This is a genomic window from Nitratireductor sp. WH36-1 (assembly GCF_058725515.1).
Map to the genome: position 1 here is coordinate 2590077 of NZ_CM178970.1, position 18407 is coordinate 2608483.

The following is an 18407-nucleotide window of genomic DNA, read 5'->3' on the forward strand; positions in this document are numbered from 1 at the left end:
CCTCCCCTCAAGTATAATAAATTAATATCTTTCAAATTATACTTACACAGAAACGCTTTAAAAAAAGCGATTTCAAATATTATAATATTTTGGATACAGGTATGCGCGAACTTGGCTTTGACAGCTTTATCGTTCTTGTTTTGGCGGGATTCCTCGGTGGTTTCACATTTTTGGCGTTGACTGACTTCACCGTCACGAATGCTGCTTGGTGCATGACGAAGAACGAGAATTGCCTTCGAGAATGGGTAGGCGCTCTGTCCGGATGGGCTGCAACCGTCGCTGCTGCAGTTACAGTCATTTTCCTTGGCAGGCAGACAAGAGAATCCAACCGACATCAGAGTGAAAATGTCAGAATTCAACTGATGGCGCGAAAATCTCTTTGTAGACGGATCGAGCAAACAACAAGGCTGCCAATGGTAGCGTGCCATGCGCTGGCTAACGCAGAATCTCTTTACGGGAAACCAGACGAATTCTACAAAAATAGAATACTCATTAGAAACGCAACCGATGTAATAAAAAGAATTCCGGAAGGAATAGTTGATAGATTTATCACTGAAATAGGATCCGAAGGAATATCTAACTATTTTATAATTGAAGACAACATAAATAAGATCGACAATTGCATTGATCGAATTTTTAAACTCAGTACATACTCGATAGAATACACAAAAGAACTTAGAAAAATATCGAGCAGCGCCAAAATAATGACACAAGCCATGGCAGAAATAAGGGAATCCGCAACATCCTTTCTGGAAGAGTGGGGATAGGCGAACAATTCCAAGAAACAGCGCTCTCTTCATTCCGCCACCTCCCCTGCCTCATACCCCCAGGCATCCCAGCCCGGTCGCGGCGAGCGGCAGAACAGCTCAAGCCGGGGCATATCGGGATAAAGGCGCTCGATTGTCTCGGCGAAGTAGTCCGGTTTCGCGCTGTGCCGCCCCTTCCGCTCCCGGTGCACGGTTTCGGGCTGCGATCCGGGCAGCGGCGCGGTGATTTCACCGCGCCGGCCGATCAGCAGAAGCTCATGCCGATCCCGCCCCCAATAGCCGGTGCCAGCCACTTCCTTGTCCCAGATCCAGTGATGCACATAGGCAAAGCCACAGGCATCGAGCACCCGCAGGGCATCCGGCAGCATGGGGTTCGTCGCCCACAGAAACAGAACACCCGGCGTTGCCCCGCCGATGAGCTCGGCCATCAGGCTGGCGATGCCGTCTGTCTCCATGGTGGGATAATGGTTCTCCGCGCCCTTCTCGCGCCCGGTCTCTTCCGAACGGACACCGAACTTCCACGGTGGATCTGCGTAATAGACCGGATAGACGCGATCGATCTTGTCAGGAGCGCTCGCCTTTCCCTTCGCGGCAAGGGCTTCCATGTGTATCAGACGCACCGCATGTCGCCGCTTCTGCTTTTCCGCGCGGATCTCCTTCGCACGTGCGACGATCTCTTTCTCTTCGCGGCGCAGCACGTCCAGCTGCGCGGCATGCTCCAGCTCGGAAAGCGCTTCGCCGGCATGCACGGTCACACGACCATCGCGGATCGCATCGACAAGCTCACCGGCGCCACGCTCATGAATGCGCCGCGCGGCGCGCACCGCGCGCTCGGATATGGAAAGCCGCCGGGCGGCTTCGTGGGCCGGCAAATTTGCCGCCCCTGCCGAGTGCTGGTTGAGCCCGGTTTCCCAGTCGACAAGACGCGCAGCGACAATCGCGCGCTGGCTTTCGCTCAGGTGGCGACGATAGAGATTGTGCGACAGCACGAAGTTGAGCGCGTCACCGCCGTCAAACTCCACAAACACCGGCTCAACCTCCGCTATGCGGCAGGCAGCCAGGCGATTGCGTCCGTCCAGAACCATGCCATCAAGAAGCTGGATCGGCTCGCGCTGCCCGAAGGTGCAGATGTCGTCAGCGAGCTCACGCACGTCTTTTTCCGACATCATCGGAAAGAGCTCGGCCAGGGGGTGCGGTTTGGGATCAACAGTCATCGCGCCCTTCATCGCTTGCGGCTCGCCCGACATCGCGCAGACGTCTCCCCCGCCACCCTCTCGCAACTGGCGAGATAATCGCGGTGAAACGCGCAATAGCGGCTGCACTGCCGACCGCCGGCCCAGTTCACGGACTCCACAGCGGCAGCACAGAAAAACGAGGTGCCCGGCTCGCGACGCACCGGAAAGAGACAGGCAGCCCCTTCGATTTCCACAAGGCTACGCCCGCCGGCAACGCCAGCAGGCGCTAGCGGCGCATTGCGCGCCTCCACCATATCTCTGACAGAGCGGATCATTCGCCGCCCCCACTGACATGCAGTGGTCCATCCACTTTGACGCCGATCAGCGTGTCTTTAACTGCGGGTATCAGTCGCTCCGCACTCTGAAGCAGAGCAAGCAGGCGGTTGGCTTCGCTGACGGTTATCACCCCGTCAGAACGCGCTCGCGCTGTCTCAACCACAAGCCGACTGACATGCTCCACCATCTCACCGACCTGGAGCTCAAGACTGCTTTCAACCGCGCAGCGCTCGGTGCCCGTCGCCTCAAAGCCGAGGTGCCAGACCATCTCTTTGGAGACGACGGGGCGGCGATGATAGCCCTCGACCTGCATCACCTCTGGCAGCGACATCAGGTCGGGTGCGGTGTCGGTTTTCCAGCGATAGACCACAGACTTGGATTTTCTGGTGAGCTCCATCACCTTTGGAACGCCCACCTCCTCGACCAGCTGCGCTTGAGCATTGCGCAGTTTTTCAAGCGTCCGGGCGGTGAATTCGATCATGGGTTTCTCCGGGCAATAACGTTCCCGCGCCGGGAAAACCCGGCGTCATTTCCCGTGGCGGGAATGGATTGGTGCTGTCAGGATGCGGGCATGGAACAGAAACCAGACACCCGCGAGTTTACCGGTCTATGGCGGCGACCGGAGAGCGCCCCGAGGCGCACCCGCCGGCCCCTTCTCGCTCTCAGGGTTGCGGGTTTGCGCCGCGCGAGGCTGCGACCGCAGCCCGCCGGACGTTTCGGGCCTCCTGTCGGGCGAAGCCTGGCGCCCGGCCGGGAGGACGCGACTGGTTGCAGGGGGCAGATTCGAACTGCCGACCTCTTGGGTATGAACCAAGTGGGATACCGCTTCCCCACCCTGCTGAAACTGATTTGCTGCGCCGGCCTCAAGGGCGCACACGGCGCGCAGAAGGCGCGGAATGCCCGCGGCCCTGGCGCGCTCGGCAGCCATGTCGGCAATCAGCGCCTCGACGCTGAGCAACCCGTCATAGGCGGCAAGCGCCTTGAGCAGGATCATCATGGCCGGCGAAACGCGAATGGAAGAAGAAGCCGCGCCAGCCGGGAGACGAGACCCGGAACCGACTGGCGCGGCAGGTGCCGCATTCCCGAGGAGGTGTTCGGAAACGCGGTCATGGGAGGAACAGTGTTGCCGGGGCGCGCTCATTCAGCGGCCTCGCGAACAGGTCGGAGTGGCGTTGCGGTCGTGAACAATTCTTCAACGCCGTTGCTATCAGCGGCATCAGCCAAAACCGAGAGGAGCCGCAATATGGCTCCACTTGGCTTTCGCCCATTCTCTAGATGGGAAACGGTTGAGCGGTCGACGCCGAGAAATTCGGCCATCCGCTCTTGCTTCCAGTTGATGCGCAGGCGAAGCGCTTTGACGTCACAGATGTCACTCATAGCGGAAACGTGCATAACGCACTGTTTTATGTCAAGTCGAAACGCACAGCTAAACTGTGCATTTTGCACATGATGGAACACGATGACAGGCCAGACAGCGCCAAAAGGCTTGAAAAGGCGCGCATCAGTAGAGGCTTTACGAGCGCAGCGGACGCTGCCCGTTACTTTGGGTGGTCCTACGACACATACATCCAGCATGAAAACGGCACACGCGGGATTGTCCGCGCGGCACAGAGGTACGCAAAGGCATTTCGAGTAACTCCCGGCTGGCTGCTCACCGGAGAGGGCGCAGGCCCTGGTGAGCTACCAGTGAACGGCGCAACCAGTGCAAGAATCGTGCGCGTAAAGGGCTTTGTTCAAGCCGGCCATTGGGTCGAGACGTGGGAATGGCCGGAAGACGACCAATACATAGTCCCAGTGCCTTTCGATGAGGGGCTTTCGCCCTTTTCACTTTACGGCGTAGAAACGCGCGGCCCCTCTATGGATAAGCGCTATCCGCAAGGCACCGTTCTGATTTTCACTGACACCATCGAAACTAATGGAGATGTGGAAGTTGGCGCACGCTATATCGTCGAAAGAGAACGACTGGACGGAATGCGCGAAGCCACGGTGAAAACCCTCTGGCGAGATGACGCAGGTGAATTATGGCTCCTCCCTGAGTCGAACGATCCGCGTTTCCAGGAACCGATACCGGTAAACGGCGACGACGACGATACAATCCGCATCGTCGGCCGCGTGCGTTACGCCGTTTCCCGAGAGTAACAAAAGACACAACGTGCATTATGCACGTTTTTTCTTGACACAAATATGTGCGTTATGCACTCTTTACTCGCTCCCCGCCCGAGGGCCGTATCGAGTAATCCCTCCGCTCGGTACGGCCCGCCCTGGGGCCATCCAAACGGAGAGGTGCAATGTTCCAGCCTCACAAGGACAAGACTCTGCCAGCGGAAGCCGCCCACATTGAGACCGATCCCGTGAATCTCATGACCACATGAAAGCCGCCCTCGCCGCCGCAGCACTCGACCTTTGCCTCGTCGCAGCGCTGATCGTCACCCTGAAACGCCAAGAGCGCCGCACCGGTTAGCCAAACGCGAAGTGAGGAAACAAGACCATGTCCAGAACGCTTGCCATGCGCCAAAATCAGGTTCGCGCCATCCTTCGCGCGGCTCGGAAAGAGAGCATGCGTGTCGAGCTCAGAATCGGGGACGTGACAGTTACCGCGATTCCCAATGAATACGACCGCGCCAAGCGACCAACTGATCAGGACGACGAAATCCGGCTTTGAGGTTGAACATGCCGCGCAAACTACCCCCTTTCGTCAATCGCGAGACAACGCGCCACGGCAAGAAGGTTTACTATTTCCGCCGCGGCAAAGCCGCTCGCGTTCGGCTTCCAGACATCACCTCACCGGCGTTCGAAGACGCCTATGAGGCAGCATTGGCCGGTAGCCCTCGCCCAAAGAAGCGCATAGCGAACACCAACAGCGTCGAATGGCTGATCACCCGATATCGTGAGACATCGGCCTATAGGGGCCTGTCAGCAGCCACACGACGGCAGCGGGACAACATCTTCAGTCATGTTCTGGATAGCGCCGGAGACAAGGATTACCGCAAGATCACGCGCAAGGTGATCGTTGATGGCCGGGAACGCAGATCGAAGACGCCTTCACAGTCCCGCAATTTTCTCGATGCGATGCGCGGACTGTTCCGCTGGGCGCTTGAAGCCGAGCTTGTGTCGATTGATCCCACATTCGGGGTGAAGAACCCTGCCAGACCAAAGACCGGCGGCTTTCAGGCGTGGACGGAGGACGATGTTCGGGCCTACGAAAAGCGCTGGCCGGTCGGCACGAAGGAGCGTGTGTGGCTCCATGTCCTGCTCTACACCGGCCTGCGGCGCGGGGATGCCGTCAAGATTGGGAGGCAGCACGTCCGTGACGGCGTTGCGACGATCCGGACAGAGAAAACCGGCACCGAAGTCAGCATACCGATTCTACCCGCCCTGGAAGAGACACTGAGAATCGGCCCAACCGGCGATCTGGCCTTCATCGTTGGCGAGCGAAAACAGCCACTTACGAAGGAAAGCTTCGGCAATTTCTTCCGCCACGCATGCAACGAAGCGGGCCTTCAGGGCAGATCTGCGCACGGCGTTCGAAAGATTGGCGCGACACGGGCAGCAGAGGCTGGCGCGACGGCGGCTGAACTCGAAGCCCTGTTCGGCTGGACCGGCGGCGCGATGGCCATGCACTACACGAGAACAGCGGATCGAAAGCGGCTTGCGCGGGCGGCTGCAGAAAAGATCAGGAACGCACAACGCCCGCACCTTGGTGACGAGGTGCGGGGAAAAACCGATAAATCTGAATGAAATCAATGCCTCCAACAGCTAATGGTGCGGTCGAGAAGACTCGAACTTCCACGGGTTGCCCCACAGCGACCTCAACGCTGCGCGTCTACCAATTCCGCCACGACCGCACGTAGCTGGAGGCCGGTTCGTCACCGGCAACGGGCATGTAGCAAATCGGTTTTCGGGAGACAAGCGACTTCTCGAAAAAGACGCAAAAAAAGATGCTCATGCACATCTTCAAGCCGAGACTGGACCCGAGCGCCCATTATCGCCATATGAAACGGGTGATTTCAGTACCTGATGGGATGAGAAAATGAGCGAACGCGGCCAGATCGACACCGTATTCCTGCCGCGCGAGGATGCCCCGCCGGTGGAATGGCGAATCGAACCGGGTCTCACCGACTACGAAACCGCCGTTTCCTTCATGGAAGAGCGCGCCGGGCTGATTCGTGACGGCAAGGCCAGAGAGCTTGTCTGGCTGGTCGAGCACCCGCCGCTCTACACCGCCGGCACCAGCGCCAACAGCGAAGACCTGCTCGAAGCCCATCGCTTCCCCGTCTACAAGACCGGGCGCGGCGGCGAATACACCTATCATGGCCCCGGCCAGCGTGTGGTCTATGTGATGCTCGATCTGAAGACGCGCCGCGAAGACATCCGCGCCTTCATCGCCGCGCTGGAAGCCTGGATCATCGGCGCGCTGACGCGCTTCAACGTGACCGGCGAGCGGCGCGAGGACCGGGTTGGCGTGTGGGTCGCGCGCCCCGACAAGCCGCCCCTGCCCGGCGGCCTGCCCGCAGAAGACAAGATCGCCGCCATAGGCATCCGCCTGAGGCGCTGGGTGAGCTTTCACGGCATCTCGATCAACGTTGAGCCGGAACTGGCGCATTTCGGCGGCATCGTGCCCTGCGGCATCAGCGGCTATGGCGTCACCAGCCTGGTCGACCTCGGCCTGCCGGTGACCATGGACGATGTGGACCTGGCGCTGAAAGCCGCTTTCGAGGACGTGTTCGGTCCGGCCGAGAAATCCACCGACTGAGCACTTGCAGCGCGCGCGCCTTGGTCGGGATGCGTTTGGTCTGCGTGTTTTGCAATCTGGGCCATTTCCACCGCACGGAAAAATGCTCTAGCTTTCACCGGTCAAAGCAACTGGTTCGTCTGCCGGGCTTGTGCGCCCGCGCAAACGGCCGTTGAGGGATCGAGAGCGTTTTCTACTCGGGGCTCCGGTTGGCCGGGCCCATGGCGCTCTCATGGAGGAGCGCCAAGATGCGATTATCACATGCCTTCGGGGCCGTTGCCCTTTTGTCATCGCTCACCGCCGGGCCCACCGCCGGACTTGCCGCAGGCAGTGCGATGGCCCAGCAGACAACCAAACAGGCGGCCGATGCCCAGGCCCCTGAGATAGCCAGCGGGCTTAGCGAAAAGAAAACCGTTCACGCGAAGGAACAGATGGTCGCGGCGGCCAATCCACTGGCCGCGCAGGCGGGTCTCGACGCGCTGCGCAAAGGCGGCACTGCCGCTGACGCGCTGGTGGCGGTGCAGACCGTGCTCGGCCTCGTGGAACCGCAATCCTCCGGCATTGGCGGCGGTGCGTTTCTGGTCTGGTACGATGCGGCCAGCGGAAAGGTGACGACCTTTGACGGGCGCGAAACCGCGCCTGCGGCCGCAACCCCGGAGCTCTTTCTGGACGACAAGGGCGAGCCGCTTCCCTTCTTTGACGCCGTGGTGGGTGGACGCTCGGTTGGAGCGCCGGGCGTGGTGCGCCTGATGGAAACCATCCACACCCGCGCGGGCAAGCTCGAATGGGATGCGCTGCTCCAGCCGGCAATCCGGCTTGCTTCAGAGGGTTTCACCGTCTCGCCAAGGCTTCACACGCTGATCGAGGGTGACAAGGGCCGGCTCGACACGCAGGCGACTGCCCGCGCTTATTTCTATGACAAGGACGGCAATGCGCTGGCTGTCGGCTCGGTTCTCAAGAACCCGGACTATGCGGAGACGCTGAAGACCATCGGCAAGGAGGGCGCGGACGGCTTCTACAAGGGCAAAATCGCCGAAAAGATCATCGCTGCGGTGAAGGCGCATGACGGCAATCCCGGCCTGCTCTCGCTCGAGGATCTGGCCGCCTATGAGGTGAAGGAGCGCGAGGCCGTGTGCGCCCCCTATCGCGGGCTCGACGTCTGCGGCATGGGACCGCCCTCCTCCGGCGCGCTGACCGTCGGGCAGATACTCGGCATGGTGTCGGAGTTCGATCTGGAAACGCTCGGCCCGGACGATCCGGAGACCTGGCGCATCATCGGCGATGCAACGCGCCTCGCCTTCGCCGACCGCGGCCGCTACATGGCGGACAGCGACTTCGTGAAGATGCCGAAGGGCCTGCTCGATCCAAATTATCTAAAAGACCGCGCCGCCCTGCTGCGCCGCCCGACAGCGCTTGGCGCAGATGACGTGAAGGCCGGCGACCCGCCATGGGACAAGGCGGAGCTGCGCATTGACGGGATGAGCTTCGAACAGCCCTCGACCTCGCATTTCGTGATCGTGGACAAGGATGGCAATATCGCCTCCATGACGACCTCGGTGGAGAGCGCCTTCGGTTCGCGCCAGATGGCGGCCGGCTTCATTCTCAACAACCAGCTCACCGATTTCTCGTTCAGGCCGGAAGCCGATGGCGAGGCCGTGGCCAACCGTGTGCAGCCCGGCAAGCGGCCGCGCTCGTCCATGTCGCCGACCATCGTGCTTCAGGACGGCAAGCCGCTTTATGCGCTGGGCTCGCCCGGCGGCAGCAACATCATTCCCTATGTGACCAACACGATCATCGCGCTGGTGGACTGGAAGATGAACATGCAACAGGCGATCGACCTGCCGCATCTGACGAACCGGTTCGGCACCTATACGCTAGAAGCGGGAACGCCAGCCGAGGAATTCAAGGCTGACCTCGATGCGCTTGGCTTCAAGACATCCATCGGCGACCTGAACTCGGGCCTGCACGGCATCACCATCACGCCACAGGGGCTGGAAGGCGGAGCCGACCCGCGCCGCGAAGGCGTTGCGATGGGGGATTGAGCCCGGATGCTCCGGGAAAGGCGCGTCACCGCCGGGAAGCCATGAGGCATTTTCTGACGGGAAGCGTATCAGAGAGGCGGGCCTTCCCGCCTCTTTTCATTTGGGCCGAACGCAACTGCCACGATGGCAGGAATCGGCGAACACGGCGATGCGCTCAGCGCGCATCCGCAAAGGGATATCAGATCGCGCCGATGAAGACGGCGGCCATCATGATGAAGGAGCTGACTGCAACGAGCGAGACGACATCCTGAAAAAGATCGGTCATTTATCTCTCCTGATCACTTTATAATCCCTTTATGTTCTATTTATGTTCCATCGTCAAGCGTGCAGAACAGCTCACACGGAGCGCCCGGATGTTAAGGTTGACGTGGCGTTAATCGCTTAGCCGGGTAGCACCTGGTGCGCCCGCGAGAAGGCGCGGCGTTTAGGGGCGGTCCTGGGCGCTTCAAGGGCAAAAGAAAACCGCACTGCACGGGCAGCGCGGTTTGTAGCCTGTTCGTCATTTCAGTAAGCGCCGTCGGATCGTGGCGCATCCATTTTCAGATCAATCGTCTGGAGCATTTCCGCTTTTCGTTGAATCGCGAAAATCCCCTGACTCATTGTTTTACGCAATTCCGGACGGAAAACCGGTTCCCACTTTTCCAGGAATTGCTCTAGCGCTTCCAGGCGGTGACCTTGCCGCCCTCCAGCGTGACCACGCGGTCCATGCGGGCGGCGAGTTCGTGATTGTGGGTGGCAATCAGCGCGGCCAGTCCCGACTGGCGCACAAGCGCCTCAAGCGCATCGAACACATAGCCAGCCGTCTTGGGATCCAGATTGCCGGTCGGCTCATCCGCCAGAAGCACGCGCGGCGCATTGGCGACGGCGCGCGCAATGGCGACGCGCTGCTGCTCGCCGCCCGAAAGCTCGGCCGGACGGTGGCTGCCGCGATGGCCGACGCGCAGATAGTCGAGCAACTGGCTGGCGCGCGTTTTGGCCTCGGCCGGGTCCATGCCCGCCACCATCTGCGGGATCATCACATTCTCCTCGGCGGTGAATTCCGGCAGGAGATGATGAAACTGGTAGACAAAGCCGATCTCGTTGCGGCGGATGGCGGTGCGCGCATCGTCGGAAAGACGGCCGCAGGCCTGGCCGGCGACGATCACCTCACCCGCATCCGGCGCTTCCAGAAGGCCCGCCAGATGAAGGAGCGTGGACTTGCCGGCACCGGAGGGAGCGACAAGCGCCACCATCTCGCCCGGCCGCAGAGTGAAGCCCGCATCCTTGAGAATGGTGAGACGGCCCTCACCCTCGCTGTAACTGCGCTCAATGCCCTTGAGTTCGAGAATAGGCGCGGCCATCAGTCATACCTCAGTGCTTCGACCGGATCGAGCCGCGAGGCGCGCCAGGCCGGGAAGAGCGTTGCCACGAAAGACAGGGCGAGCGCCATGACGATGACGGAAACCGTCTCGCCGGCTTCCATCTTTGCCGGCAACTGGCTCAGGAAATAGAGTTCCGGATCGAAGATCGTGGTGCCGGAGAGCCAGGAGAAGAACTGGCGGATCGATTCCACGTTCCAGCAGATCACGACGCCCAGTACAACGCCTGCAGCGGTGCCGGCCACGCCGATGGCCGCGCCCGTCATCAGGAAGATGCGCATGACGGAACCACTGGTCGCGCCCATGGTGCGCAGGATGGCAATGTCGTGCCCCTTGTCCTTCACCAGCATGACGAGACCGGAAATGATGTTCAGCGCCGCCACGAGAACGATCATGGTCAGGATCATGAACATGACGTTCCGCTCCACTTCGAGCGCGGAGAAGAAGGTGCTGTTGCGCTGCCGCCAGTCGGACAGGAGAACGGGCCGCTGGGCGGCCTCCTCCACCTGCGGGCGCATGGTCGCAACCGCGTCGGGATCGTCGACGAACAGCTCGATGGACTGCACCAGTCCCTCGGCGTTGAAATAGAGCTGCGCTTCCTGCAGCGGCATATAGATGATCGAGGCGTCATATTCCGACATGCCCACCTCGAAGGTGGCGGCAATCGGATAGGTCTTGACGCGCGGGGTCGTGCCAAAGGGTGTGACATCGCCCTCGGGCGCGACAAGGGTGACGGAATCACCCACCGTCAGGCCCAGATTTTCCGCCATGCGCGAGCCCATGGCGAGCCCTTCGCCCGTGGCGAAGCCCACCAGAGAGCCGTCCTTGATATTGCTCGACACCAGATCAAGCCGCGACAGGTCGTCCGCGCGCACACCGCGCACCACGGCGCCGGTTCCAGCGCCGCTGCGGCCTGAAACGAGCACCTGCCCCTGCACCATGGGCAGGGCGATCTGAACGCCCTCCACGCCCTCAATGCGCTTTGCGACAGCCTCATAATCCGTCATGGGCATGTCGACGGGCTGCACGATCAGATGACCGTTGACGCCCAGAATGCGGGTCAGGAGTTCGGCGCGGAAGCCGTTCATGACGGCCATGACCACGATCAGCGTGGCCACCCCCAGCATGATGCCGACAAAGGAGATGGACGCGATCACCGAGATCACGGTCTCCTTGCGGCGCGAACGCAGATAGCGCCAGGCAATCATGCGCTCGAAGCGGGAGAACGGTCCTGCCCCCTTCGGCTTCGCCGGCGCGCTCTGTGCGGCTGCCTCGCTGGTGGCGGCTTCACTCATGTCTTGACCTCAAAGGCATTTACGCTGGCGGGCGCGCGGCTGCGCGCCCGGACCGGAATTGCGCTGCTGCGTCATGCAGCGCCCTGCTGGCTCAGGCGGTTCACCACGGCCTCGAGCGTGAGCGATTCACGCTCGCCTGTGGCGCGGTTCTTGATTTCCACCTCGCCACTGGCGACGCCGCGCGGTCCGACGATCACCTGCCAGGGCAGACCGATCAGATCGGCGGTGGCGAACTTGCCGCCGGCGCGCTGGTCGGTATCGTCGTAGAGCACGTCCTTGCCGGCCGCCTGGAGCTTTTCATAGAGTTCTTCGCAGACGCGGTCGCAGGCCTCGTCGCCCGCCTTCATGTTGATCAGGCCGACATCAAACGGCGCGACGCTCTCCGGCCAGATGATGCCGTTCTCGTCGTGGCTCGCCTCGATGATCGCCGCAAGAAGGCGGCTCGGGCCAATGCCGTAGGACCCCATGGAAACGCAGTGCTCCTTGCCATCCGGACCGGTGACGGTCGCGTTCATGGGCTCGGAATACTTGGTCCCGAAGTGGAAAATATGGCCAACCTCGATACCACGGGCAGAAACTTTCTCGTCCTCGGCAATCGCGTCCCAGGCGGCCTCGTCATGCATCTCGTCGGTGGCTGCATAAGGCGTCGTCCAGGTGGTGACGATGTCGGCGATTTCGGCATCGTTTGCGAAGTCGACGTCCGCGCCGGGCACCTGAAGCTCAAGGAACTCCTTGCGGCAGAACACCTCGCTCTCGCCGGTGGAAGCGAGAATGATGAATTCGTGGCTCAGATCACCGCCGATGGGGCCGGTGTCGGCGCGCATCGGGATCGCCTGCAGGCCCATGCGCCCGAAGGTGCGCAGATAGGCAACGAACATGCGGTTATAGGCGGCCCTCGCCCCCTCGTAATCCAGATCGAAGGAATAGGCGTCCTTCATCAGGAACTCGCGCGAGCGCATGACGCCGAAGCGCGGACGCACCTCGTCGCGGAACTTCCACTGGATGTGGTAGAGGTTGAGGGGCAGATCCTTGTAGGACTTCACATAGGACCGGAAAATGTCCGTCACCATCTCTTCATTGGTGGGGCCATAGAGCATCTTGCGCTCATGCCGGTCGGTGATGCGCAGCATCTCCTTGCCGTAATCGTCGTAGCGACCGCTTTCCATCCACAGATCGGCCGACTGGATGGTCGGCATGAGGATTTCCTGCGCACCGGCGCGGTTCTGCTCCTCACGGATGATCTGGTTCACCTTGTCGAGGACGCGCTTGCCCAGCGGCAACCAGGAAAAGCTGCCAGCACCCTGCTGGCGGATCATGCCGGCACGCAGCATCAGACGGTGCGAGACGATCTCGGCCTCGCGAGGGGTTTCTTTCAAGATAGGCAGGAAGTAGCGCGACAGTCGCATAAACGCATCCATTCAGGCGGCTCTGGGGAGCCTGTTCGGAATCAAAGAGAGAAGTGGCTCAAGGCCGCTGTCTTAACGATTTCATAATGAATTGAAAAGCCGCCGACACAACCGCTCACGCGTTGGGGTCGCAGGCTCACATGTTCAAGACAGCGAAATGATAACAATGCATTTCAAACGCAATTTTCCTCGTGACATTTCGTCTCAACTTGCTCTATGGTGCGCTCCCATAACAAGAGGTTGAAGCGCAAATTCAACCTCATTACGCGGTCAAAGTCTTGGGAGGATGCGGTCCAGGCGCGGTTACACGCAGCCGCCGACGATGATACGGCAAAAGGATCGGACGCGTTGAGTTTGCAAGGCCTTTGGCCTTGCTTTTTTTTTGGGGCTTACGCTGCGTAAAGGCCCGTTTCCCGACATGTTCCCGAAAAATCGATACGCGTGCCCTACCGTTTTCAGCAGCGTTTCAGGCGCGGCAATGATGGCGCATCAGGCCGTGCGGAACCCCTCCTCCGGGCAAACCGGAAGAGCCTGCTGGTCTGGCAGAGAAACGACCGGACCTGTACGCGATCAGTCGAAGGTGGGGACGAGGCGCGGAATGTCGTCGAACGAATAGCCAAGCCCGCGCGTGATGAAGACCAGCACGCCGCAGATGACAATCGCGATGATGGTGGTGCGGATCAGGGCGCGCAGCATGTGCGGCCCGCGCGGCGCGCTGGCCGTGGTGCCGAGCGTGACCTCGCCATCCTCATCCTGCGTGCGCAGGCCGAATGGCAGCGCGATGAAGAGCACCGTCCACCAGACGATGAAGAATACGGCGAGAAGAGAAACCCAGCCCATCTGAAAACCTCAAACCTGTTCGAGCTCGACGAGCGTGCCGGCGAAATCCTTCGGGTGCAGGAAGAGCACCGGCTTGCCATGGGCGCCGATCTTCGGTTCGCCGTCGCCGAGAATGCGCGCACCATCCGCCTTCAGGCGGTCGCGCGCGACGATGATATCTTCCACCTCGTAGCAGAGGTGATGCATGCCGCCATCCGGGTTTCTGGCCAGGAAAGCGGCAATCGGGGAATCTGCGCCCAGCGGCTCCAGAAGCTCGACCTTGGTGTTGTCCAGCTCGACAAAAACCACGGTGACGCCGTGCCCGGGCAACACCTGCGGCGCAGAGACCCGCGCCCCAAGCGTATCACGGTAAAGCGCGGTTGCCCTGGCAAGATCGGGCACGGCGATTGCGACGTGATTGAGCTTTCCGAGCATCGGCTTCGTTCTTTCCATCCGGGCAAAAGGGGCAGTCGCCCTGCCCCTTGTCCCTTAAGTTACTGCGTGACGAACACCGTCACCATGGGCTTTTTGCCCCATGCGGCGTTTGCGGCGTTGCGTACCGCGCGGCGCGCGGATTCCGACACCATGTCGAGATCCTTGCGGCGGTTGCGCGGAATGCTGCGTACGGCGCCAATGGCGGCGTCCAGCATGATGTCCTCAAGCGTTTCGCCTTTTGCGTCGCGCTCGGCCACGCCGATGGCGACAATGTCCGGATCGCCATCCAGATTGAGCCGGTCATCGAGCACGATGTTGATGGCCACATGGCCCGCATAGGAGAGCTTTCGGCGATCGCGGATGCCCATCTCCTCCTCGTCACCGAGAAGGCGGCCATCCTTGAAGAAGCGGCCATGCCGGGCTTCGCCGATGATTTCGGCGGGTCCGGGCGCAAGCCGCACGATGTCGCCATTGCGCACCTGAGCGACCTCGGGGATGCCCTCCATGGAGCCGAGCGAGCCCTGCGCCACGAGATGCGCGGCTTCGCCGTGAACGGGCACGAGGATCTGCGGGCGGACCCACGAATACATGCGCTTCAGTTCGCTGCGGCGCGGATGGCCGGAAACATGCACCAGCGCGTCATCATCCTCGATGATCTTGATGCCCATCTCGATGAGACGGTTCTTGGTTTCCAGAACCGCCTTTTCGTTGCCGGGAATGAGGCGCGAGGAATAAACGACCGTATCGCCGGCTGCGAGCGCGACATTGCGCATCTCGTCCCGGGCGAGCTTGGCGAGTGCTGCGCGGTTTTCGCCCTGGCTGCCGGTGCACAGGACCACGACCTTGTCGCGCGGCACGTGCTGGAACTCATCCTCGTCCAGATATTCCGGCAGGCCGTCGAGATAGCCCAGATCGGTTGCCACATCGATGACGCGCTTCATGGAGCGGCCAAGAACCAGAAGCTGGCGACCGGCGTCGCGCGCGGCCTCGGCGATGGAGCGGATGCGCCCCACATTCGAGGAGAAGGTGGTGACGACGACACGACCGGCAGCCGCTTCGATGACTTCCTTCAGCCCCTCGCCCACCGCCTGCTCGGTGGGGGATTCGCCCTCACGCATGGCGTTGGTGGAATCGCACATCAGCGCCAGCACGCCCTCGTCGCCGACAGCCCGGAAGCGCGCCTCGTCCGTCTTGGGACCGATGGCCGGTGCGGGATCGATCTTCCAGTCGCCCGTGTGAACGAGCGTGCCGAGCGGCGTGGTGATCACCAGCGAAACCGGCTCGGGAATGGAGTGCGCAACCGCAATCGCCTCGATGGCGAACGGTCCGACCTCGAACTTTTCACCGGCCTTGAAAATCTTCACCGGCACGTCGGGCGCCCAGGATTCCGACTGGCGCTTGGCCTCCAGAAGGCCCGCGGCGAACGGCGTCATCCACACATCGGTCTTCAGGCGGGGCCACAGATCAAGGATCGCGCCGTAATGGTCTTCATGGGCATGGGTGATGATCATGCCGCGCAGACGGTCGATCTCGCCTTCGATGAAGCTGATATCGGGGAGAACGAGATCGACGCCCGGAAGCTCCGGCCCCGGGAAGGTCACGCCGCAATCGACAATGATCCACTCGCGCTTGGCGGCCGGGCCAAAGCCGTAAAGGCCGAAATTCATGCCGATCTCGCCGACGCCGCCGAGCGGACAGAAGACCAGTTCGGCCTTCTTCAGATCTTCGCTCACGGTCGTCTCTTTCTTGCTGGAACGCGCCATGGGTCCCTTTCTCTTAATCTGCCTGTGCCGAGGCGACCGCGCCGAAATGCACGTCGCCCGCTGCAATTCTCAATAATGAACCGTCCGCCTCGCGGATGACGAAGCGACAGGCTTCGTCGATGGTTTCGAATGTACCGCGCGCCACACGTCCATCGACACGGATGGACACCTGCGCGCCAAGCCCGGCGGCCCGGGTGAGCCAGCGCTTGCGAATGGCTTCAAGCCCGCGCCCGGCATTCCAAAGACGAACGTTATCGACCCAGGCGTCGGAAAGCGCAAGGAAGAGATCGCCCGCATCCCCTTTGAAACCAAGCGCTTTGAGCGAGGTCGCCGGATAGGGTGTGTTTTCCGGGTGGGCGACGACGTTGACGCCAATGCCCACGGCGATGGCGAAGCGTCCATCCGGGAGGATGGACGATTCGAGCAGGATGCCCGAGAGCTTCGCCCCTTCGGCCAGAACATCGTTTGGCCATTTGAGCGCAAAGCGCCCGCCCGGAAGATCGCCGCCATCGGCAGCGACCGCAATGCGCTGTTCGGGAACGACAGCGAAAAGTGCGTCTGAAAGTGCAAGGCCTGCCACGAAACCAAGCGTGGCAGCGGTGGCCGGCTCGAAATGGCCGACCGTCAGGAGCGTTGCTGCAAGATTGCCGGGCGGTGTGGACCATTCGCGACCGCGACGCCCTCGCCCGCTCTCCTGACGGGATGAGACGACCCAGAGGTCGCCTCCATCGCCGGCGCGCGCATGTTCGAGCGCCAGCGCATTTGTGGAGCTGACGCTCTCATGGGCCTCCAGCCGATAGCCGGCTGCAGCAGCCGAAGGCGCCAGACGAAAGGCCATGACCTAGAAGAAGGTCTTTGCGGCAGCCTCGGCAATGCGGCCGACGGGGCCAGCGATCACGGCATAGAGCAGGACGAATGCGCCCGACAGGAGCATGACGAAGCGCAGCTCGCCTGCCATCGGCTGGAACGCACCCGAGCTCTCGTCGAACCACATGATCTTGATGACGCGCAGATAGTAGAACGCGCTGACCACGGAAGCGACGAGACCGATCACGGCGAGCGGATAAAGCCCGGCCTGAATGGCGGGAAGGAACACGAACCACTTGCCCCAGAAGCCCGCGAGCGGCGGAATGCCGGCCAGCGAGAACATGAGGATGGTCATGACCGTCGCCATCATCGGATTGGTGGTCGACAGGCCTGCCAGATCATCGATCTGCTCGACATTTGCGTCGTTGCGGCGCATCGCCAGGATGACGGCAAAGGTGCCGAGCGTCATGGCCAGATAGATCAGCATGTAGATCGCAACACCCGCCACGCCTGCTTCCGAATTGGCGGCAAGGCCGACCAGCGCGTAACCGACGTGACCGATGGACGAATAGGCCATCAGACGCTTGATGTTGCGCTGACCGATGGCGGCGAACGCGCCCAGAACCATGGAAGCGATCGACACGAAGATGATGATCTGCTGCCAGTCGCTGGCAATCGGCTCGAACGCGCTCATGGTGACGCGCACCAGAAGCGCCATGGCGGCCATCTTCGGCGCAGCCGCAAAGAAGGCGGTGACCGGCGTCGGCGCACCTTCATAGACGTCCGGCGTCCACATGTGGAACGGCACGGCCGAAATCTTGAACGCGAGACCGGCAAGCACGAACACCAGACCGAAGACGAGGCCAAGCTCGCGCTCCGCACCCGTCAGCGTTGCCGCGATGACGTCGAAGCCGGTGTTGCCGGTGAAGCCGTAGACCAGCGAGATACCGTACAGCATCATGCCCGAGGAGAGCGCGCCAAGCACGAAGTACTTGAGGCCGGCCTCGGTGGAACGGGCGCTGTCGCGGTTGATGGCAGCGACCACATAGAGCGCGAGCGACTGAAGCTCGAGGCCCATGTAGAGCGCGATCATGTCATTGGCCGAGATCATCAGCATCATGCCGAGCGTGGCCAGCATGATGAGAACCGGGAACTCGAACTTGTCGAACTTCTCGGCCTTGGCGAAACCGACCGACATGACCAGCGTCACGACCGAGCCGACCAGCGTCAGGATCTTCATGAAGCGGGCAAAGCCATCGCTCACGAAGGCCCCGCCAAAGGCGCGGCCATCGGCCGGGAACACGACCATGAGTGCGATCACGGCGACCAGAAGCGCGACCGCAAGACCGGTCACGGTGGAGTTGGCACGGGGGCCGGAAAAGACACCGACCATCAGGAGCGCCATAGCGCCCACCGCCAGAATCAGCTCCGGCGTTGCAAGGATCAGGCTTATCGTCAGATCAGGCGTCATT

The 18407-nt window shown here is 61.4% G+C and carries 17 protein-coding genes and 2 tRNA genes; 6 read left to right on the forward strand and 13 right to left on the reverse strand.

Features of this window, described 5'->3' with window-relative positions; translation table 11 throughout:
• Positions 1 to 101: 101 nt before the first annotated feature.
• A complete protein-coding gene (locus AC4PTT_RS12215) occupies positions 102 to 767 on the forward strand; it encodes a hypothetical protein (protein ID WP_492161261.1) in 666 nt (221 codons plus the stop codon).
• A gap of 29 nt (positions 768 to 796) precedes the next feature.
• Here the strand turns inward: AC4PTT_RS12215 and AC4PTT_RS12220 are convergent, their stop codons facing one another.
• The 4 genes from AC4PTT_RS12220 to AC4PTT_RS12235 form a co-directional block, all read right to left on the reverse strand.
• The gene (locus tag AC4PTT_RS12220) at positions 797 to 2014 is read right to left on the reverse strand and encodes an MT-A70 family methyltransferase (RefSeq protein WP_492161262.1); all 1218 of its coding nucleotides are present in this window, start codon (positions 2012 to 2014) and stop codon (positions 797 to 799) included.
• 259 nt (positions 2015 to 2273) lie between these two features.
• Positions 2274 to 2759 carry a hypothetical protein gene (locus AC4PTT_RS12225; RefSeq protein WP_492161263.1) on the reverse strand — a complete coding sequence of 162 codons (486 nt, stop codon included), beginning with the start codon at positions 2757 to 2759 and terminating at the stop codon, positions 2274 to 2276.
• A gap of 284 nt (positions 2760 to 3043) precedes the next feature.
• A tRNA-Met gene (locus AC4PTT_RS12230) sits at positions 3044 to 3118 on the reverse strand.
• Between the two features lie 297 nt (positions 3119 to 3415).
• A complete protein-coding gene (locus AC4PTT_RS12235; RefSeq protein WP_492161264.1) occupies positions 3416 to 3670 on the reverse strand; it encodes a helix-turn-helix domain-containing protein in 255 nt (84 codons plus the stop codon).
• Between AC4PTT_RS12235 and AC4PTT_RS12240 the strand changes: the two genes are divergently transcribed.
• The 3 genes from AC4PTT_RS12240 to AC4PTT_RS12250 all read left to right on the forward strand — a co-directional run bounded on the left by AC4PTT_RS12240 (position 3602) and on the right by AC4PTT_RS12250 (position 6016).
• Positions 3602 to 4417 carry a LexA family transcriptional regulator gene (locus AC4PTT_RS12240; RefSeq protein ID WP_492161265.1) on the forward strand — a complete coding sequence of 272 codons (816 nt, stop codon included), beginning with the start codon at positions 3602 to 3604 and terminating at the stop codon, positions 4415 to 4417. The genes AC4PTT_RS12235 and AC4PTT_RS12240 overlap by 69 nt on opposite strands.
• 349 nt (positions 4418 to 4766) lie before the next feature.
• Positions 4767 to 4940 (forward strand): hypothetical protein, encoded by a 174-nt coding sequence (locus tag AC4PTT_RS12245; RefSeq protein ID WP_492161266.1) that lies wholly within the window; start codon positions 4767 to 4769, stop codon positions 4938 to 4940.
• Between the two features lie 8 nt (positions 4941 to 4948).
• Positions 4949 to 6016 (forward strand): tyrosine-type recombinase/integrase, encoded by a 1068-nt coding sequence (locus AC4PTT_RS12250; RefSeq protein WP_492161267.1) that lies wholly within the window; start codon positions 4949 to 4951, stop codon positions 6014 to 6016.
• A gap of 22 nt (positions 6017 to 6038) precedes the next feature.
• On the opposite strand, the gene AC4PTT_RS12255 is transcribed toward AC4PTT_RS12250, so the two are convergent.
• A tRNA-Leu gene (locus tag AC4PTT_RS12255) sits at positions 6039 to 6123 on the reverse strand.
• A gap of 185 nt (positions 6124 to 6308) precedes the next feature.
• Between AC4PTT_RS12255 and lipB the strand changes: the two genes are divergently transcribed.
• Together lipB and ggt are read left to right on the forward strand one after the other, a co-directional pair.
• Positions 6309 to 7031 (forward strand): lipoyl(octanoyl) transferase LipB, encoded by a 723-nt coding sequence (gene lipB / locus AC4PTT_RS12260; RefSeq protein WP_113154969.1) that lies wholly within the window; start codon positions 6309 to 6311, stop codon positions 7029 to 7031.
• A 227-nt stretch (positions 7032 to 7258) separates the two neighbouring features.
• Positions 7259 to 9052 carry a gamma-glutamyltransferase gene (gene ggt / locus AC4PTT_RS12265; RefSeq protein WP_492161268.1) on the forward strand — a complete coding sequence of 598 codons (1794 nt, stop codon included), beginning with the start codon at positions 7259 to 7261 and terminating at the stop codon, positions 9050 to 9052.
• A gap of 653 nt (positions 9053 to 9705) precedes the next feature.
• Here the strand turns inward: ggt and AC4PTT_RS12270 are convergent.
• The 8 genes from AC4PTT_RS12270 to nuoN all read right to left on the reverse strand — a co-directional run bounded on the left by AC4PTT_RS12270 (position 9706) and on the right by nuoN (position 18406).
• Positions 9706 to 10392 carry an ABC transporter ATP-binding protein gene (locus tag AC4PTT_RS12270; protein ID WP_113154967.1) on the reverse strand — a complete coding sequence of 229 codons (687 nt, stop codon included), beginning with the start codon at positions 10390 to 10392 and terminating at the stop codon, positions 9706 to 9708.
• Positions 10392 to 11705, reverse strand: coding sequence for a lipoprotein-releasing ABC transporter permease subunit (locus tag AC4PTT_RS12275; RefSeq protein WP_206549089.1), 1314 nt, complete (start codon positions 11703 to 11705; stop codon positions 10392 to 10394). The genes AC4PTT_RS12270 and AC4PTT_RS12275 overlap by 1 nt, the downstream gene beginning before the upstream one ends.
• A gap of 71 nt (positions 11706 to 11776) precedes the next feature.
• Positions 11777 to 13111 carry a proline--tRNA ligase gene (gene proS / locus AC4PTT_RS12280; RefSeq protein WP_206545484.1) on the reverse strand — a complete coding sequence of 445 codons (1335 nt, stop codon included), beginning with the start codon at positions 13109 to 13111 and terminating at the stop codon, positions 11777 to 11779.
• A 570-nt stretch (positions 13112 to 13681) separates the two neighbouring features.
• Positions 13682 to 13951: a DUF1467 family protein gene (locus AC4PTT_RS12285; RefSeq protein WP_206545485.1), complete on the reverse strand. Its 270-nt coding sequence runs from the start codon at positions 13949 to 13951 to the stop codon at positions 13682 to 13684.
• A 9-nt stretch (positions 13952 to 13960) separates the two neighbouring features.
• Positions 13961 to 14365: a methylmalonyl-CoA epimerase gene (gene mce / locus AC4PTT_RS12290; protein WP_206993510.1), complete on the reverse strand. Its 405-nt coding sequence runs from the start codon at positions 14363 to 14365 to the stop codon at positions 13961 to 13963.
• A gap of 59 nt (positions 14366 to 14424) precedes the next feature.
• On the reverse strand, positions 14425 to 16128 hold the full coding sequence (locus AC4PTT_RS12295) for a ribonuclease J (protein WP_113154962.1): 1704 nt from the start codon (positions 16126 to 16128) through the stop codon (positions 14425 to 14427).
• A 13-nt stretch (positions 16129 to 16141) separates the two neighbouring features.
• Complete coding sequence (locus AC4PTT_RS12300) at positions 16142 to 16966, reverse strand: biotin--[acetyl-CoA-carboxylase] ligase (RefSeq protein WP_113154961.1); 825 nt, start codon at positions 16964 to 16966, stop codon at positions 16142 to 16144.
• Between the two features lie 3 nt (positions 16967 to 16969).
• Positions 16970 to 18406 (reverse strand): NADH-quinone oxidoreductase subunit NuoN, encoded by a 1437-nt coding sequence (gene nuoN / locus AC4PTT_RS12305; RefSeq protein WP_113154960.1) that lies wholly within the window; start codon positions 18404 to 18406, stop codon positions 16970 to 16972.
• Between the last annotated feature and the right edge of the window lies 1 nt (position 18407).

Bases quoted from the DNA above. Each gene is read 5' to 3' on its own strand.
- AC4PTT_RS12225 (WP_492161263.1), bottom strand. From the start codon at position 2,759: ATGATCGAATTCACCGCCCGGACGCTTGAAAAACTGCGCAATGCTCAA.
- AC4PTT_RS12295 (WP_113154962.1), bottom strand. From the start codon at position 16,128: ATGGCGCGTTCCAGCAAGAAAGAGACGACCGTGAGCGAAGATCTGAAG.
- ggt (WP_492161268.1), top strand. From the start codon at position 7,259: ATGCGATTATCACATGCCTTCGGGGCCGTTGCCCTTTTGTCATCGCTC.
- AC4PTT_RS12235 (WP_492161264.1), bottom strand. From the start codon at position 3,670: ATGCACGTTTCCGCTATGAGTGACATCTGTGACGTCAAAGCGCTTCGC.
- nuoN (WP_113154960.1), bottom strand. From the start codon at position 18,406: ATGACGCCTGATCTGACGATAAGCCTGATCCTTGCAACGCCGGAGCTG.
- lipB (WP_113154969.1), top strand. From the start codon at position 6,309: ATGAGCGAACGCGGCCAGATCGACACCGTATTCCTGCCGCGCGAGGAT.
- AC4PTT_RS12250 (WP_492161267.1), top strand. From the start codon at position 4,949: ATGCCGCGCAAACTACCCCCTTTCGTCAATCGCGAGACAACGCGCCAC.
- AC4PTT_RS12300 (WP_113154961.1), bottom strand. From the start codon at position 16,966: ATGGCCTTTCGTCTGGCGCCTTCGGCTGCTGCAGCCGGCTATCGGCTG.
- AC4PTT_RS12215 (WP_492161261.1), top strand. From the start codon at position 102: ATGCGCGAACTTGGCTTTGACAGCTTTATCGTTCTTGTTTTGGCGGGA.
- AC4PTT_RS12270 (WP_113154967.1), bottom strand. From the start codon at position 10,392: ATGGCCGCGCCTATTCTCGAACTCAAGGGCATTGAGCGCAGTTACAGC.
- AC4PTT_RS12220 (WP_492161262.1), bottom strand. From the start codon at position 2,014: ATGTCGGGCGAGCCGCAAGCGATGAAGGGCGCGATGACTGTTGATCCC.
- AC4PTT_RS12245 (WP_492161266.1), top strand. From the start codon at position 4,767: ATGTCCAGAACGCTTGCCATGCGCCAAAATCAGGTTCGCGCCATCCTT.
- AC4PTT_RS12285 (WP_206545485.1), bottom strand. From the start codon at position 13,951: ATGGGCTGGGTTTCTCTTCTCGCCGTATTCTTCATCGTCTGGTGGACG.
- proS (WP_206545484.1), bottom strand. From the start codon at position 13,111: ATGCGACTGTCGCGCTACTTCCTGCCTATCTTGAAAGAAACCCCTCGC.
- mce (WP_206993510.1), bottom strand. From the start codon at position 14,365: ATGCTCGGAAAGCTCAATCACGTCGCAATCGCCGTGCCCGATCTTGCC.
- AC4PTT_RS12275 (WP_206549089.1), bottom strand. From the start codon at position 11,705: ATGAGTGAAGCCGCCACCAGCGAGGCAGCCGCACAGAGCGCGCCGGCG.